Consider the following 14,758-nt stretch of genomic DNA (forward strand, 5'->3'; position numbering starts at 1 on the left):
AGGATTCGTTAGTCGCCGTCAAAAGTTTGCAATTATGTTATATAAAGTCCGCCAAATTTTTATATTATTAATTTTTTCGGCTTTCATTAGGACAGTTTCATTATAATAATCTCTAATAGTTGGATCTGAACCAGCGTCTAACAATAGATTAAGGATTTCTAAGTACCCATGTTTTGCTGCATACATTAAAGGAGTTCCACCTGTATCTTCTTCAGCTAAATTAGGATTTGCACCGGCCTTTAGTAGAATTTCTACTATATCAACACGACCTTCTTGAACTGTTGAGATCAAAGCGGTACAACCATTATTACTCCATACCCCCTTCTGCCGACATGCATCTACACTAACTTTTTGATCTATCAGGGCTTGAAGAACTTTTAATTCTCCATCTACTGTAGACATAAATAAAGATACCTCTTTTAAGTCTTGATTGGTCAAGTCGAATAAATATTCAAAAATATCCCAATATTCTTCTTGTGCTGCATAAAGTAATGCACAAAATCCCATTATATCAATTTGATTAGGATCGGCTCCTGAATTGACTAAAAAATTAACTAGATCAAAATTTCCATGGCTTGATACTTCCATTGAAGTGGGGTGTCTAAATATAATTGACCGGGTTGATCAATTTTTTCCGGGGTTTTAATGGCTTTTGTTTTAAACTTTTAAACGCTTCAGGGATATTTATTTATTATTCCTTATTTTATCATCATCTATGTAAAGGGTTAATCAAATGTCACGTAAATGCCTTGACATGTAAATGCCTTGACATAGGGGGTGACAACAGGCTTGAATCTAAAGTTAGGTTTGGCTTTGAGCGGTCTTGGGGATCTAAGCTGGAATGCTCTCTCCCTATAAGGTGTTGAGTGATCGCTCACATTATCGCAAAAAATAATGCAGAATGACTAAGTTTTCAAACATATGGGTGATGTCTAAAATTGGGTATATGTCTTTGTGGTTTTATTTATGAAAATAATCAGTAAAAGTCAATTAATGGGTGATTTGTCCAACTTATTGCAACTTATTGAGTTGGAAGGTGAAGAAGTTTTGGTCACAGATGGGAATCGGCCGATTATTACAATGTCCCCCTATCAAAAATTGATCCCGACTTCAGATCTATTTAAAGATATGCGAGGAAAAGTTAAATATTTGGAAGACTTGACCAACCCAACAACTGAAGAATGGCAGGAAATATAAAAATTGTTCTGGATACTTGTGCTTTGATTGGGTGCAGTTTAGATCCTGCTCGCCTTTCTCTCAAAGCTAAAGAAGCCAGTGATCGTATGGAACAAGAGGAAAATGGTCTTGTTGCCTCAATATCGATTTGGGAAATCGCGATTAAAGTTAAAAATAATAAATTAGATTTGGGTGTGGATATTGATGAGTATCTTTCGGTGTTGAAAAAGTCCGATGTTATTCGTATTGTCCCAATAGATGAAGAAATTTGGCTAGAAAGTGTTTGATTATCATGGGAGTATCGAGATCCGGCAGATCGGGTCATTGTTGCAGTTGCTCAAAAAAATAATGCTGCTATTATTACCGCAGGTCGAAAAATAGCTGGTTTCTATTCGCCACTCATTTGGTAAGACGATCAAACTCTTTTCTCAAGTGCGATCGCGCCCCGATTTTGTCTATGAGTAAAACCCAGTTACTTGAATGGAAAGCCAATCCAGAACTAAAATGGTTCTATATCAAGGGAATTATCAAAGTTTGAAGTTCTGTGACCAAGGTAGTCTTAGAGAATCTTTATAAGAGTTTTGTCGCTTCTGCTGGCCAAGTTCAGCAGCAGTCGGTGGCAGGAAATGGCGAGGGTGAAAGCACTCGTAAACCCAAGTCTCCGGTTTTGCGGAATATTAATTTGACGGTGGAGGATGGGGAGTTTTTGGTGCTGGTAGGGCCATCTGGATGTGGTAAGAGTACCCTGTTGCGGATTATTTCGGGCTTGGAGAGTTTGACAGGGGGACAAGTTTGGATTGGCGATCGCCAAGTCAATACCTTACCCCCGAAAGCTCGTAATACCGCCATGGTGTTTCAAAATTATGCCCTTTATCCCCACATGAGTGTTTATGAGAACATCGCCTTTGGTTTGAGGCGGGGGAATTCGGGACAATCGATAGAACAATGGATGAAACGAGGGGGAGTTGCCCTAACAAGATCGCTTCCTCCCGGTTTCCGCTATGTTTCCCTAGAAGAGCGTCAGATTAAAGCGCAGGTGCAACAAGTAGCGAGGTTATTGGAAATTGAAACTCTACTGGAGCGCTTACCGAAGCAGTTATCTGGGGGACAGAAGCAACGGGTAGCTTTGGGACGGGCGATCGCCAGAAATCCCCATGTTTTCCTCATGGATGAACCCTTATCTAATTTAGATGCTCAGTTACGGACACAAACGCGATCGCAGATTGTGGAATTACAGCGACAGGTCGGAGTAACGACAATTTATGTAACTCACGATCAAGTAGAAGCAATGACAATGGGCGATCGCATCGCAGTCATGAATCAAGGAGAACTGCAACAGGTGGCTCGACCCTTAGAACTTTATCATCGTCCCGCCAATCAGTTTGTCGCCCAATTTATTGGTTCTCCATCCATGAATTTTATACCCGTCGAGTGGTCTGCCCCCCTTCTATTACGGCATCCCCAATTTCGCTTGACCTTACCAGAAAGGTGGCAATACCCCTTACAGAAATTAGGGGAGTCTTCCCTAATTTTAGGCATTCGCCCAGAACACCTTCAGGAAAGCGCTCCCGCACCTAAAAATTTACCGATTCAGGTGAAAGCAGTCGAGGAACTTGGTCATGAAACCTTACTTTCGGGAAGTCTCCCAGAAGAAACTCAAATTCTTAATCTGAGATTGTCTCAACCGCGCTCCATCAAGATCGGGGAAACCCTCTGGTTTTCTATGATTCCTGAACAAATGCACCTATTTTCTGTCCAAACGGGATTAGCAATTTTCCCCCTTGACGATCAAAACCATAAGAACTTCTGAATCTAAATCAAAAGTACAGCCAACTCTTTCTCATTTTGTTAATATTTATTTACACCAACAATTTGAGCGTCAATGAGGACTTTAATTTATGGAAGATCGTGAAACTTTACCCAACCGTAACGCTTGGAAGGTCGGCTTCACCCCCCAAGCAGAAATCTGGAATGGCCGTTTAGCCATGCTTGGCTTTGTGGTTGCTCTAGGAATTCAATTGGTTTCTAGTGATGGAGTTCTGGGGATTTTGGGGCTATAGCTCTACGCGCTAGGGAATAGGGAATAAGCAATAGATTTATAGATTATGGATGCTAGGGTCGATCGCTTGAGGTCTGCCCTAACCCCCTTGGCTGTGGCTATATAAACAAAGACGGCAGGTTAATACTTGCCGTCTGTCAGAGTGAATATTAAGGTCTAGATCTAGCCGATATATTCCCGTAAAATGCTATTGCGGTTGGGATGGCGCAATTTACGCAAGGCTTTCGCCTCAATTTGCCGTATCCGCTCCCGTGTCACATTAAAGATTTGTCCAATTTCCTCAAGGGTTTTCATGCGTCCATCATCTAAGCCATAGCGCAGACGCAAGACATCCCGCTCACGAGGACTAAGAGTTCCCAAAACTCCTTCTAAATCTTCCCGCAGTAAACTTTTAGAAACTTCGTCTTCTGGTGTTTCCCCATCCGATTCAATAAAGTCTCCTAAACGAGAATCTTCTTCTTTACCAATGGGAGTTTCTAGAGAAATGGGCAGTTGTGCAGATTTGGCAATGAACCGCAGTTTTTCGATAGTCATTTCCATGCGTTCTGCAATTTCTTCCTCGGTGGGTTTGCGTCCCATTTCTTGGGAGAGGAGTTTCGTGGTCTTTTTAATCCGAGAAATGGTTTCGTAGAGGTGAACCGGAAGGCGAATCGTACGGGATTGATCGGCGATCGCCCGCGTAATTGCTTGACGAATCCACCAAGTGGCATAAGTCGAGAACTTATATCCTTTCTCATGGTCAAATTTCTCGGCTGCTCGGATTAAGCCTAAGCTCCCTTCCTGAATCAAATCTTGGAAAGATAAACCCCGATTCATATATTTTTTGGCGATCGAAACCACCAGACGCAAGTTGGACTGTACCATCTTGTCTTTAGCTCGTCTTCCCAGATGCAAACGATAGCGAAACTGGGGCAAAGGCATTCCCACCGATTCCGCCCATTCTGCATCGCTCGGTTCTCGTTCTAGCCCATCTTCTAAATCGTCTCTCAGACGCTCTAATTCTAATAAATCAGCAATTTTACGGGCTAGTTCAATTTCTTCATCAGCCCTTAACAATCGAATCCGACCAATTTCTTGTAAATACAGACGAATAGAGTCTTCTGTATAATGCTTTTTCTTGACTTGGGTCTTTCGACGTATCGAGCGAACTTTGCCAGACTTACCGTCTTCCTCATCCGGAGTAGTATCTAGATAATCTTCTAGTTCGTCCTCCTCTATTGCATACAGTTCCTCTTCAAGTTCGGGGGGTTCGAGGGTTGGGAGTAGGTTTTTAGCCTGGGTCATGCCGCGTTCCTCATGCTCCTTATAAATATCTTAAGAAATGAAATTGAGAAATTGTGTTGGTGAGTTTTTGTTCACCCTTATCTACCAACAAACCTTTCAAGTTTAACAATACTTGAGGGATCTGTGGGTCAGATTGGAGAAAATTAGATCGTTTTCTCTCATCAAATGAGTATGGGGGGTAGCACCCCATATTCACTAAGAGGAGGACCAAGGAACCTCCTCTTAGTGAGGTTCCCCTAATGATCCGACACCAGCGAACTGGGAGAGTAAGACACTTCCAGCTAGAGGTTGGATCAATGATCTCAGTACTGGATTTTAACCAGAGCGTGACATCAAGGGGAGGAAAAATTAGGGTTGGCTTTGCCATACTACAAAAACACGAAAATGTAGTGGTTTTTGTAAGTGAACTCTACTAGGGTAGAATATCAGACTCAACTACCAATTGGATTCAGTTAATGGTCTCAATTGCAGTCTATTTTCTGTTAAGTTAACTCACTTTGCCTGAAATGGGAGGGGCAATTAGGTTAAGTTAATTGACAAAATTAACGTTTTAGCGGCAAGCTTTGTTCTCTTGGCTTCTAGGATGGCGGTAGGGTATCGGGGAAGTCATCCTCTTTCAGGGGACTGGGCAAATCCAAAGAGAGTCCATCAATGAGAACAGCTTTGACAATGGGGTCTCGTAAGCTCACCCACAAACTGCAATGCTGTTCTGTAATACTAATCACTACGCGGGTTCCATTGTAAGTGAGTTTACAGCCAAACTGATAGAGTTGGGCCCGGAATTGGGGGCGGAGAGTGTATAACCGACAAAACATTTCCTGTTTGTAGTTCATTCCCTCTTGAATCTGGTCATTTAACCAGAATTTAAAGGTAAAAAGGGTGTTTTCCTTAACGACCAGAGGTAACACAATAGTTTGGCTGTAAAATCAACAGACTAGATGTGATGTTTCAAGACTAAAATACGTGAGTGCGTTCTTAATCTTGAAGATTAGTGAGATTAAACGCAAATTGGGCTTTGAGACCGGACATGTTCGACAAAGTTAGAGAGAATTTGTAGTCCAGCGCGGTCGGATTTTTCGGGGTGAAATTGAACAGCCATGAGGTTGTTTTTGGCGATCGCCGCTGCTACACATTGAGTTCCATGGGTCACTGTTGCTCCGCAGACCGCTTTATCCTGGGGATCGACATAGTAGGAATGGACAAAATACATCCAAGAAGTGGTCGATAAATGCGCCCATAAGGGAATATCCGGTTGGGTAAAGTGGAGGTGATTCCATCCCATGTGAGGAATAGTGATTCCCGGCTCCCAGTGAAAACGACGGACGGCTCCAGGGAGAATACCTAGACCGGGTTGCTGTCCTTCTTCGCTGTAGTCAAAGAGGATTTGTAATCCTAAGCAAATACCAAGAAAAGGTTTCCCACTGGCGATCACCTCTTTAATCGGCTCTTCTAAGTTCCGCGATCGAATATGCTCCACGGCTGGATCAAAGGCCCCTACCCCCGGTAACACCACAGCGTCTGCTTGGTGTATTTCTGTAGCTAGGTCGGTTACTTTGGGGGTTGCACCGGCTTTCTCCAGTCCCTTACAAACCGAGTGCAAATTACCCATATCGTAATCGATGACGGCGATAACTGACATGGTATTTTATCCTTACTGAATGGGCGAATATGCCCTCATTGTAGGTTATTCTTGATGTAAATTAATGTAACAATTTCCGAGCATTTGCATAAGAATGGCTGATTTCAACGGAGAACCCTATAGGGGACATCGTTCTCGTGTGGTTAAATATGCTGTACTAGAAAGGAGTGTATTAATACTTAGCTCAAGCAAATGTTCAAAGTTTTCGTTTATGGGACCCTCAAGCCCGGTGAAGTGAATTACCAGCGCTATTGCGAAGGGCGTATCGTCAAAGAAGAGCAGGCGATCGCCTGGGGTCGTTTATTTTTGCTACCCATGGGTTATCCAGGCCTGACTGTAGGAACGAACCGGATTGAAGGATATGTACTCCATTTTCAGGATTCACACCTGCTCAATCAGCTCGATCAATTAGAGGGCTATCACCCCGACTCACCCTTAGAGGACAATCGATATCTACGCCAGTTGATGCCTGTCTTTCGACCAACGGGTGAACCTCTGGGTGATGCTTTAGTCTACGTGATGAGTGTAGAGAAGATTGAGGGATACGGGGGAGTGGAGTTACTCAATGGCTCTTGGTCTCCCGTATCTGATTAGCGGTCATTCTGGAGCATTTGATGAAGATCGCCTGTTGCATTAGGCATTCCCAAAGGATTGTTATCCGATTTAGGGATATCAATTAGGGGTTGATCGAGGGCAATACGCATCAGAGCTGGCGAGGTCGGGGTTTCCGCTATTTGGGGGAACAGTTGGTTAGAATTCGCAAAGGTTGTAGATAGGGCTGCCACTGCAGCAGCAGCGATCGCCCCTGTCCCCCATAAAAGGGCGGTGCGTTTGGGTCGTCGATCTAAGCGGCCCATCACTTGAGTAACCATATCCTCCACGGGTTGCTCTTGGGGAGGAGTGGGCAACAGTTCAAAGCCTTGACGAAGTTTAAGCAGGCGTTGATAGAGACATTGAACCGTAGGGTCATTGTCTAGCCATTCTTCCACCTGTTTGCTTTCCGAAGCACTGACTTCGCCATCAAGATAGGCACTGAGCAGTTCAAAGCGATCGCGTTTTAACATATCAGGTACACCCATATGTGAATTGGGGTTGGTGTCATTCCAGGAAGTCAGATGGGATAAATATCCCTCCTTCTGGGAATGGGGTTGACAATCAAAGTGAGGAGTCATAGGGGGTCACCTACCAAGTTGATAAACTCAAGATCACACTTAGTGACTAACCCAAGATAGTGTACACCTAATGATCCTAAAAGGGGTATTTAAGTTTCCAATTAATCTTAAGATTTCTCAACACAAAGTCTGAACGGGTCAGTTTTTCTTCTTAGCTATTGAGATACTTCTGAAGTTGGACTTGTAAGCGTTGACGCGCCCTAGCAATCCGAGATTTTACCGTTCCTAGAGACACACCGGTAATGTCAGCAATTTCTTCATAGGCCATCCCTTCGATTTCCCGCAGGATAATCGTTGTGCGGAACGTTTCTGGCAAATCGGCGATCGCCTGTTGCAATTGTTCGTAAAACTCGGTTGTGGTTAGACTCTCTTCTGGGCCTGGATCGTCAGCCGGAAGCTCCCAACTGATCTCCTCATCATCAAACCGGCGTGGGGCATCTAAAGAAATTGGGGGTCTTACCCGTTTACGCTTGCGGAGTTCATCATAAAACAAATTGGTCGTAATCCGACTTAACCATCCGCGAAACTTAGCCGGATCGTTCAGACGCTTCACATTACGATAGACCCGAATCCAGACTTCCTGACCTAAATCTGCCCGGTCTTGCCAATCTGGAGCCAAGTGATAGAGCATCCGATTGACATGGGATTGATATCGCCTGACCAATTCAGCAAATGCCAATTTATCAGGGCGAAGACCGGCCTGACAGCGCACAATAAGATCAGTGTTTGAGAGTTTTTCGGGCTGCACAGGTGCTTGAGGAACTCCTGCCCCAACCGTTGACCAGGATAAAGAAACAGATTGACTCATGGACAGAATTAGTGCTTAAACACTCCAGTCTAGACATGACGTGAGGTTTTGCTCTAAGTTCCCGTTCAATCTCTCCCTAGTTTACCTGAAACAGGGCATTATCCCTAGGATTAAAGCACAGATTACTCCAAAGGTTGAGGCTTTTTCTCGTAAGTCTGTGCATAATTTTGTAACAAATGGCTGACCTGAGAAAGAACGTTATCCGTTTTACCCAGGGCTTGCCGTTCGGGTTCTTGAGGTTTTTCTTGGTTCTTAGAAATAGCCGCACCAACTTGTTGCTTAATTAAACCCATTAGCTCTTGTTTCGCTCGATCCCGTTGATAGCGGGCCCCTTCTTCGGTCGTAGCATATAGAGGAGGTAGGCGGTTGAGAGCATAGGCCGCCACATCTCCCAAATCTAGTTTAATTCCTTCTTTTTCTTCGATCGCCGCTACACAAGTCATGGACTCGGTTAGCACTAATTCTTCCATCACATTAATGAATTGCTTCCGGGGAACCGCCACAACTTCACCAGTCAATAAACATCCCATTAACCGGTCTAAAGCCATGTATTCCTCAATGGATAGCTCTGAGGCATTATCACAAATATTCCCCACCTCAGCTTCCATGGCTGGGGTTAAATAGCCATCCTTGAGGGCCTGTTCCACAATCTCTTGGATACTCATAAGGCTGATCTACTCCACAGTTTCCTTGCTCACCATTAACGATACACTTTTCATCCATCTTCCCCCAGTTTGCCCCAAGAATTTCTACGATCCGGATCCCTTTAATCTTGTGAAATATTCTAACCTCTGAAGATTAATGGATTTATTCAATGCCTTCATAGCGCCAAGGCACAGGATCGACAGCCACACCATTTACATAGAGTCCCCAGTGTAGGTGAGGGCCAGTTGAAGCCCCGGTAGATCCTACTGTACCAATGACTTGACCCGCTTCCACCCTTTGTCCTTCCTGCACGTTAATGGTGTGGAGATGGATAAAAATGCTCAAGATTCCCTGGCCATGATCGAGTCCAATGGTGTTTCCATGGATTTCAAACCCATCGACTTCTCTACCCACGAGGGAAATGATGCCCGCAGCAGGGGCAATGACCGGAGAACCGGTAGCTGCGGCATAATCAACGCCCCGATGGTAGTAATTGTCAGCAAATTCGCCGTTATAGTAGCGTTGAACGCCAAAGACCGTGGAAACATACCCTGAACTGGGGCGCAAAAAGGGTCCGTTCCAGAATTTTTGGGGAGTAACCAGGCTCTTGAATGCATCTACGCTGTCAAATTCGTGGTCAGTTCCTTCAAGAGCAGCATCGCTTTCGGATAACCAAATGCTTTGGGTAGGAAAGGTGCGATTGCCCATTCCTACTCTAACGGTTTCGGTTTTTCCATCTCCTCGAACCTGAATCGACCAAGTCCCAGGATTATCTAAGGGACTCGATGGAATTAAGGCCCGATATCGATTGGAACTTAAGGGAAATACGGGGTAAGTTGTATTTCCCATCTGTACGGTGGGGGAGTCTGGGCTGGTAACCTGAATTTGTACAGAAATGGTATCTCCAAGTTGGGCAGATTGGGGATTAACCCGAACCTGTAAAGCTTGGAGGGGCTGGCTGAGGGCTGCCCAAGAGACTAGGGTAAGCAGGGTGGATTGATATCGGGTGAAGATGTTCATCGAGCGATCGGGGGTTTAGGGAACTCAAGTGTAAGGATAAGGACTTAGGGTTTAGGTTTTATAAAAACAATTGCTTGTCGCCAGACGATAGTGGGTTGTTCATAGTGATCCATCAAGCAGATACAGTTGACATCTTGCCAAACAATCTTGCCTACAATTAGATCGTCGGTGACTAATTTGAGTTCAACTTCATTTTTTTCTTGGATGAAGTTCTGGATGTTGCGAACACTGGGTAAACTCGTATCGAACTCGGACATAGTTAGAGGGAAAATGAAGGTTTAATTGGGAATCATGGCCTCCCGAACAAAGTTTAACAAGGGATGTCTGAAAATGGGAGAGGGGGAGTAGGGAGACACGGAGATGGAGAAGATCCCTTGTTGCCCATTACCAATTACCATAATGAACATTGAGTAGGGTAAGGTTATGGAACTCAAATTTACGAAGTATCAGGGATTGGGGAATGATTTTATTTTGCTGGATAATCGGGGAACTCAGGAACCTTTGATTACACCAGAGCAAGCGGTTGAATTGTGCGATCGCCATTTTGGCATTGGAGCTGATGGAGTGATTTTTGCTCTTCCTGGACAGGAGGGGACGGATTACACCATGCGGATTTTTAATTCCGATGGTTCGGAACCCCAGATGTGTGGCAATGGGATTCGCTGTTTTGCCCAGTTTGTAGCCCAGCTAGATGGGTCTGGAAAGCAGGAATATCAGATTTCTACTTTAGCCGGGGTAATGGTTCCTAAACTGGGGTCACAGGGTCAGATAACGGTGGATATGGGCATTCCTCGGTTAGGAGGGGCACAGATTCCGACTACCTTGGGATCGGGGAGCGATCCGGTGGTAGATCAGGCATTGGAAGTGGCGGGACAATCCTGGTTAGTGACCTGTGTGAGTATGGGAAATCCCCATTGCGTGACGTTTGTGGAGGATGTGGAGAAAATTGCCTTAGAGAAAATTGGCCCCCAATTTGAACATCATCCAGTTTTCCCAGAACGGATTAATACGGAATTTGTACAGGTTCTAGCCTCCAACCGGGTGAAAATGCGCGTTTGGGAGCGAGGTGCTGGGATCACCTTAGCTTGTGGAACAGGGGCTTGTGCAACGGTGGTTGCTGGAGTACTCTCTAAGAAGTGCGATCGCCGCACGACAGTAGAATTGCCAGGCGGCGATCTCGACATTGAGTGGGCTGTAAACGATAGACTATACATGACCGGGCCGGCTCAATCGGTGTTTACTGGCCAAGTTGTAATCTAAAGAGGACAATTCATGGGTGGGGGAATTTATCTGATTCAGGATGAGGATCATTTAGTAGAGATGATGGAACAATCCTATGATTCAGAAGAGCGCCTGCAAGAGTTAATTGAAAAATATCCTAATCTTTTAGCAGGCGATCAGATCGATCGATCTACCCCTAGATGGTGGTTAGGGATTACTCGTGAAATCACCTCCACCCTAGACGAGGAAGATGATAATAGCTGGTCTTTAGATCACCTATTTGTGGATCAAGATGGTATTCCTACTTTGGTTGCCATTCAGAAAGAGGATAGCAAGCGATCGCGCCGGGAAATGATGGGCAAAATGTTAGAGTATGCTGCCCAACTGCCTTTACACTGGCCCGTAGAATCGGTCATTGCCCAATTTGAACTCAATTGTCGCGAGCAAGGGCGAGATCCAGAACAGGTGTTTGAATCTTTCTTAGGAACCGATGTGGATGAAGAAAAATTCTGGCAGAAAGTCAAAACCCATCTACAAGCTGGCAAAGTCAGATTGATTTTTGTCTCGGATGAAGTTTCTCCAGAGTTTCGGGTGATGATTGAGTTTCTTAATCCCCAAATGGAACCCTTGGAAATTTTAGCCTTAGAAGTGAAGCAATATGTGAGTGAAACGGGTTTAAAAACCTTGGTTCCCCGCGTGATTGGTAAAACAGCCGAATCCCAGCAGAAAAAGTCCAGTACGGCGCTAGAGCGCAGGCGTTGGGATCAAACATCATTTTTCTATGAATATGGGGCCCGACAGAGTCAGGAAGAGGCGCAAATTGTACGCCGGTTGTATGATTGGGTAATCCAAGATAAGCCCCTGCGAATTAAATGGGGCATGGGAGATACCTATGGTGGATTTTCGGTTTGGGTGTGTCCATCGAATGCTCCCAATGCTCAGATGAGTGAGTTTTTTAGTATTAGTATTGATGGGGTGCTTCAGGTGTCGTCTAGAAGCTATGCTATCCTACCCCCTTTTGATAAAAAGAAGGAATGGAATTATTTAAGAAATCAGTTTAGTTCAATTGGGCTATCTCTCCCGGTTGATCCTGTGGAACCGAGGTTAACCAGTTTTGTCTTATCTAGTTTACAAGATGAGTCTGCCTTAAATCGGGTGATCGATGTATTGGAGGCAGTGCTGAGTAAGGTGATGGGAAATAGGGAATAGTAAATTGAGGAGCAAAGCGTGAGACAATGACAGGTTGAATGAGTAAGAGCAAGCTTTATGTCCCAACCGTTGACTGAGAATCGATATCCAGAAGTTCTATGTATAGAGTGGTCTGTTGTGTCCCTTTCTGAGTCTACGGGAGAGGGACAAGAGTATGATTTGTATTTGAGTATAACCTGCGGCGATCGATGGGAACCTTTGGGAAATGGCCAACTGAAATTTGGCTTGACGGGGGGTGAATTAGCGCTGAGATTGAAAGAAGGGATTTGGTGTTCAGAAGCGGTGCAGGAGCCAGATTTGAGCGGTATTGGAGCGCAGGCGATCGCCTCTGGAACCCCCGAAAATCCCATCTGGACGTTAACTCCACTGAAATCAGGACAGATATTAGCCGGTTCGATCGCTCGATGTAAGTGGGGGCGCATTCAATTCACTTCTAGTCAGGGAGTGCTGGAAGCTACGTTTTCTCTGAAGGCTACGGATCTTCAAATTATGGGGGCAGAAGGGTTATGGCTCCATCAAGTAACGCCGAATCAAGTGGCGATCGCCGAACAAAAATTGGCCCTCATACTACTAGAATCACAACTGCAACCCTACATCAGTCGTACCCTCTGGCAATCTCAAGGGGCAGTGGAGATGCCACCGAGCCATCAACCTAGCTTTGACGGAGCAACTGCGTTAGCTCTCATTACCCAAATTACCACCGCCAACACCGACAACTTCCAAGAACTTGCCGAAATTGCTGGCTTAAACCTCGCTCAAGACTTAGCCGGAGCCAAACTCTTAGGCACTAACCTAAACGGTTTGGACTTGAGCGAAGCTAATCTTTGCCGCGTCTATCTGCGCGGAGCAGAACTCTGTGATGTCGATTTGAGTAGTGCCAATCTCCAAAATGCCAACTTTGGTGGTGCAGACTTAAGTGGCGCTTATCTTAGTGATGCTCATTTAGAAGGGGCAAACTTCCACCGCGCCAGTTTAGCTCTCGCAAACCTCAGTGGAGCTAACTTAAGCGGCGCTGACTTTACTGAGGCTAATCTCAGTAATGCTAACCTCAGCGATACCCAGTTAACAGGTGCAAACTTTACTGGAGCTGACTTAACTGGTGCAGGTATTGTGCTATCCGATCTGACTAATATTATCCTCGATCAAGCCAAGGTTCACGATACCCGATTTAAGGATAATCCAGGATTAACAGAAGCGATGCACGATTCCCTGTTGCAAAGAGGAGCTATTTTTGAACACGACGAGACAGAATAGGGGATTAGCGCAAAGCGCTAGGGAATAGGGAATAGGGAATAGCCTGTATTGTTTAGGGTCTAATGCTTCAAGCTGTACTCCTCCAGAGGAGAGAAGTTCCATTTAGATAAAGGGGGAGAGCCATCCCCGTAAAAAGTAGTAGATCAGAGCCAAGTATTCATTGGTGACTTTCGTACTTAAAGTGAGGGCTTGGGAACTGGGAATAATATCGGCTAAGGTGATTTTTTTCCACATCGGGGCATTTTGAATAGTAATGAAGTCTGTAGGGCTGGGAATTACTTTGATTTCTAACTCGGCAAAGGTTAGCTCTGCGCGATGCATTTGTAAGGCAGAGGTGACTAGAATAACCGGGGTTCCTTGTAATCCTTGAACTTCGAGAATTTTGCTCACTTGTAGGGCAGCACGATAGATATTATCTCCTTGAGAAATGGGTTGGAGATTAGAATTATGGACTCCAAAACGCTGGAGTAAGTTGACAATATCTTGGGCTTCATTCGTATTTTCGGTAAGTGTAAGACTCTCTACTCTAGAGCGTCCGGTGACAATGATTTGTGGGTCTTGATTTTGGGAAACGGAGGCCCAAAATATTTCTAGAGTATGAAAAATCAGGTTACCGCGATCGCTCAATTGCACATGGCGATACTTTTCGGTTGTCACGGCTTGGGTTGTATCTTGACCCAAGAGAACAATAATTCGGGCTTGTTCCATCAGGGGAACTGGACAAGCGGCTTGACAGTTCAGATAGCGTTGTTGCGTACTTCTGACAGATTCTGATTCTGCCTGATACGCCAAGGTATAGGCAACCAAGGGCAGGCTAAAGAGGACCAAAATAGCGAACCCAGACCAGAGCAGTGTTTTTCCGGGTTTGGCAATTTCGTTACCTTTGAAATGCAACATCCCCGATAAAACTAGGGTAATAGAGAGTCCTAGGGGCGTGAGGGGAAAGACACACAACCTCCAAATGTCGGCCACCACTACCGCACTGGGATTGAAGAAGGTAAGGATAATCAGGGTAAAAATCAGGATTCCCCCCAACCAGGTATAATATTTCTTGGGAATCCATTGCAGGAGAATCGCGTAAGCAATGACTGCAATCAGCAGCCACAGCAAAAGCCGAGTAAGTAGAGAAAAGAGCATACTGTGGCCTGTCTGGGTTGATGACTGGTGAATGAACTGCCTATCACTATCTCCTATTCGCTGCTGTCCGGACAAGGGGCCGTTTTTGTTGGCTTTTTTGACGGTAACGGAGGCCAAGAAAATCAAGCAACGTT

At 45.0% G+C, this 14,758-nt stretch carries 18 protein-coding genes; 8 read left to right on the forward strand and 10 right to left on the reverse strand.

The annotated features are described in order from the left end of the window. Window positions 1–18: 18 nt before the first annotated feature. Window positions 19–588, reverse strand: coding sequence for an ankyrin repeat domain-containing protein (locus PN466_RS15685; protein ID WP_271940725.1), 570 nt, complete (start codon window positions 586–588; stop codon window positions 19–21). 378 nt (window positions 589–966) lie between these two features. On the opposite strand from PN466_RS15685, the gene PN466_RS15690 reads away from it, so the two are divergent. From PN466_RS15690 to PN466_RS15705, 4 genes are all read left to right on the forward strand, one after another. Continuing rightward, complete coding sequence (locus PN466_RS15690) at window positions 967–1,197, forward strand: type II toxin-antitoxin system Phd/YefM family antitoxin (RefSeq protein ID WP_271940728.1); 231 nt, start codon at window positions 967–969, stop codon at window positions 1,195–1,197. Then, window positions 1,182–1,463 (forward strand): type II toxin-antitoxin system VapC family toxin, encoded by a 282-nt coding sequence (locus tag PN466_RS15695; RefSeq protein ID WP_271940731.1) that lies wholly within the window; start codon window positions 1,182–1,184, stop codon window positions 1,461–1,463. The genes PN466_RS15690 and PN466_RS15695 overlap by 16 nt, the downstream gene beginning before the upstream one ends. A gap of 257 nt (window positions 1,464–1,720) precedes the next feature. Continuing rightward, a complete protein-coding gene (locus PN466_RS15700; RefSeq protein WP_271940732.1) occupies window positions 1,721–2,986 on the forward strand; it encodes an ABC transporter ATP-binding protein in 1,266 nt (421 codons plus the stop codon). Window positions 2,987–3,074: 88 nt separating this feature from the next. Continuing rightward, window positions 3,075–3,236: a chlorophyll a/b-binding protein gene (locus tag PN466_RS15705; RefSeq protein WP_271940735.1), complete on the forward strand. Its 162-nt coding sequence runs from the start codon at window positions 3,075–3,077 to the stop codon at window positions 3,234–3,236. A gap of 161 nt (window positions 3,237–3,397) precedes the next feature. Here the strand turns inward: PN466_RS15705 and rpoD are convergent, their stop codons facing one another. From rpoD to hisH, 3 genes are all read right to left on the reverse strand, one after another. Then, window positions 3,398–4,519 carry an RNA polymerase sigma factor RpoD gene (gene rpoD / locus PN466_RS15710; protein ID WP_271940737.1) on the reverse strand — a complete coding sequence of 374 codons (1,122 nt, stop codon included), beginning with the start codon at window positions 4,517–4,519 and terminating at the stop codon, window positions 3,398–3,400. A 578-nt stretch (window positions 4,520–5,097) separates the two neighbouring features. Further along, window positions 5,098–5,352, reverse strand: coding sequence for a hypothetical protein (locus PN466_RS15715; protein WP_271940739.1), 255 nt, complete (start codon window positions 5,350–5,352; stop codon window positions 5,098–5,100). Window positions 5,353–5,516: 164 nt separating this feature from the next. After that, window positions 5,517–6,158 (reverse strand): imidazole glycerol phosphate synthase subunit HisH, encoded by a 642-nt coding sequence (hisH, locus tag PN466_RS15720; protein WP_271940742.1) that lies wholly within the window; start codon window positions 6,156–6,158, stop codon window positions 5,517–5,519. Between the two features lie 192 nt (window positions 6,159–6,350). Here hisH and PN466_RS15725 point away from each other — a divergent pair, with 192 nt between their 5' ends. Beyond that, a complete protein-coding gene (locus PN466_RS15725; RefSeq protein WP_271940745.1) occupies window positions 6,351–6,752 on the forward strand; it encodes a gamma-glutamylcyclotransferase family protein in 402 nt (133 codons plus the stop codon). Here PN466_RS15725 and PN466_RS15730 read toward each other — a convergent pair. From PN466_RS15730 to PN466_RS15750, 5 genes are all read right to left on the reverse strand, one after another. Next, window positions 6,749–7,330, reverse strand: coding sequence for an anti-sigma factor family protein (locus tag PN466_RS15730; RefSeq protein ID WP_271940747.1), 582 nt, complete (start codon window positions 7,328–7,330; stop codon window positions 6,749–6,751). The genes PN466_RS15725 and PN466_RS15730 overlap by 4 nt on opposite strands. Window positions 7,331–7,481: 151 nt before the next feature. Further along, entirely contained in the window at window positions 7,482–8,138 is a 657-nt protein-coding gene (locus PN466_RS15735) for a sigma-70 family RNA polymerase sigma factor (RefSeq protein WP_271940750.1), read from the reverse strand. A 122-nt stretch (window positions 8,139–8,260) separates the two neighbouring features. Further along, window positions 8,261–8,803, reverse strand: coding sequence for a late competence development ComFB family protein (locus PN466_RS15740; RefSeq protein WP_271940753.1), 543 nt, complete (start codon window positions 8,801–8,803; stop codon window positions 8,261–8,263). Between the two features lie 142 nt (window positions 8,804–8,945). Next, window positions 8,946–9,803: a M23 family metallopeptidase gene (locus PN466_RS15745; protein WP_271940755.1), complete on the reverse strand. Its 858-nt coding sequence runs from the start codon at window positions 9,801–9,803 to the stop codon at window positions 8,946–8,948. Between the two features lie 44 nt (window positions 9,804–9,847). Further along, the gene (locus tag PN466_RS15750) at window positions 9,848–10,060 is read right to left on the reverse strand and encodes an Hfq-related RNA-binding protein (RefSeq protein ID WP_271940758.1); all 213 of its coding nucleotides are present in this window, start codon (window positions 10,058–10,060) and stop codon (window positions 9,848–9,850) included. Between the two features lie 166 nt (window positions 10,061–10,226). Here PN466_RS15750 and dapF point away from each other — a divergent pair, with 166 nt between their 5' ends. From dapF to PN466_RS15765, 3 genes are read left to right on the forward strand one after another with little or no spacing between them, the layout of a single operon-like run. Further along, window positions 10,227–11,063 (forward strand): diaminopimelate epimerase, encoded by an 837-nt coding sequence (gene dapF, locus PN466_RS15755; protein ID WP_271940761.1) that lies wholly within the window; start codon window positions 10,227–10,229, stop codon window positions 11,061–11,063. Between the two features lie 12 nt (window positions 11,064–11,075). Next, a complete protein-coding gene (locus PN466_RS15760) occupies window positions 11,076–12,233 on the forward strand; it encodes a hypothetical protein (protein ID WP_271940764.1) in 1,158 nt (385 codons plus the stop codon). Window positions 12,234–12,290: 57 nt separating this feature from the next. After that, window positions 12,291–13,487, forward strand: coding sequence for a pentapeptide repeat-containing protein (locus tag PN466_RS15765; RefSeq protein WP_271940767.1), 1,197 nt, complete (start codon window positions 12,291–12,293; stop codon window positions 13,485–13,487). 102 nt (window positions 13,488–13,589) lie between these two features. On the opposite strand, the gene PN466_RS15770 is transcribed toward PN466_RS15765, so the two are convergent. Next, window positions 13,590–14,624: a YdcF family protein gene (locus PN466_RS15770; RefSeq protein WP_271940769.1), complete on the reverse strand. Its 1,035-nt coding sequence runs from the start codon at window positions 14,622–14,624 to the stop codon at window positions 13,590–13,592. Window positions 14,625–14,758 lie beyond the last annotated feature (134 nt).

It is taken from the genome of Roseofilum reptotaenium CS-1145, assembly GCF_028330985.1.
Classification (GTDB): domain Bacteria; phylum Cyanobacteriota; class Cyanobacteriia; order Cyanobacteriales; family Desertifilaceae; genus Roseofilum; species Roseofilum reptotaenium.

Bases quoted from the DNA above. Each gene is read 5' to 3' on its own strand.
- PN466_RS15685 (WP_271940725.1), bottom strand. From the start codon at position 588: ATGGAAGTATCAAGCCATGGAAATTTTGATCTAGTTAATTTTTTAGTC.
- PN466_RS15690 (WP_271940728.1), top strand. From the start codon at position 967: ATGAAAATAATCAGTAAAAGTCAATTAATGGGTGATTTGTCCAACTTA.
- PN466_RS15695 (WP_271940731.1), top strand. From the start codon at position 1,182: ATGGCAGGAAATATAAAAATTGTTCTGGATACTTGTGCTTTGATTGGG.
- PN466_RS15705 (WP_271940735.1), top strand. From the start codon at position 3,075: ATGGAAGATCGTGAAACTTTACCCAACCGTAACGCTTGGAAGGTCGGC.
- rpoD (WP_271940737.1), bottom strand. From the start codon at position 4,519: ATGACCCAGGCTAAAAACCTACTCCCAACCCTCGAACCCCCCGAACTT.
- PN466_RS15715 (WP_271940739.1), bottom strand. From the start codon at position 5,352: ATGAACTACAAACAGGAAATGTTTTGTCGGTTATACACTCTCCGCCCC.
- hisH (WP_271940742.1), bottom strand. From the start codon at position 6,158: ATGTCAGTTATCGCCGTCATCGATTACGATATGGGTAATTTGCACTCG.
- PN466_RS15725 (WP_271940745.1), top strand. From the start codon at position 6,351: ATGTTCAAAGTTTTCGTTTATGGGACCCTCAAGCCCGGTGAAGTGAAT.
- PN466_RS15730 (WP_271940747.1), bottom strand. From the start codon at position 7,330: ATGACTCCTCACTTTGATTGTCAACCCCATTCCCAGAAGGAGGGATAT.
- PN466_RS15735 (WP_271940750.1), bottom strand. From the start codon at position 8,138: ATGAGTCAATCTGTTTCTTTATCCTGGTCAACGGTTGGGGCAGGAGTT.
- PN466_RS15740 (WP_271940753.1), bottom strand. From the start codon at position 8,803: ATGAGTATCCAAGAGATTGTGGAACAGGCCCTCAAGGATGGCTATTTA.
- PN466_RS15745 (WP_271940755.1), bottom strand. From the start codon at position 9,803: ATGAACATCTTCACCCGATATCAATCCACCCTGCTTACCCTAGTCTCT.
- PN466_RS15750 (WP_271940758.1), bottom strand. From the start codon at position 10,060: ATGTCCGAGTTCGATACGAGTTTACCCAGTGTTCGCAACATCCAGAAC.
- dapF (WP_271940761.1), top strand. From the start codon at position 10,227: ATGGAACTCAAATTTACGAAGTATCAGGGATTGGGGAATGATTTTATT.
- PN466_RS15760 (WP_271940764.1), top strand. From the start codon at position 11,076: ATGGGTGGGGGAATTTATCTGATTCAGGATGAGGATCATTTAGTAGAG.
- PN466_RS15765 (WP_271940767.1), top strand. From the start codon at position 12,291: ATGTCCCAACCGTTGACTGAGAATCGATATCCAGAAGTTCTATGTATA.
- PN466_RS15770 (WP_271940769.1), bottom strand. From the start codon at position 14,624: ATGCTCTTTTCTCTACTTACTCGGCTTTTGCTGTGGCTGCTGATTGCA.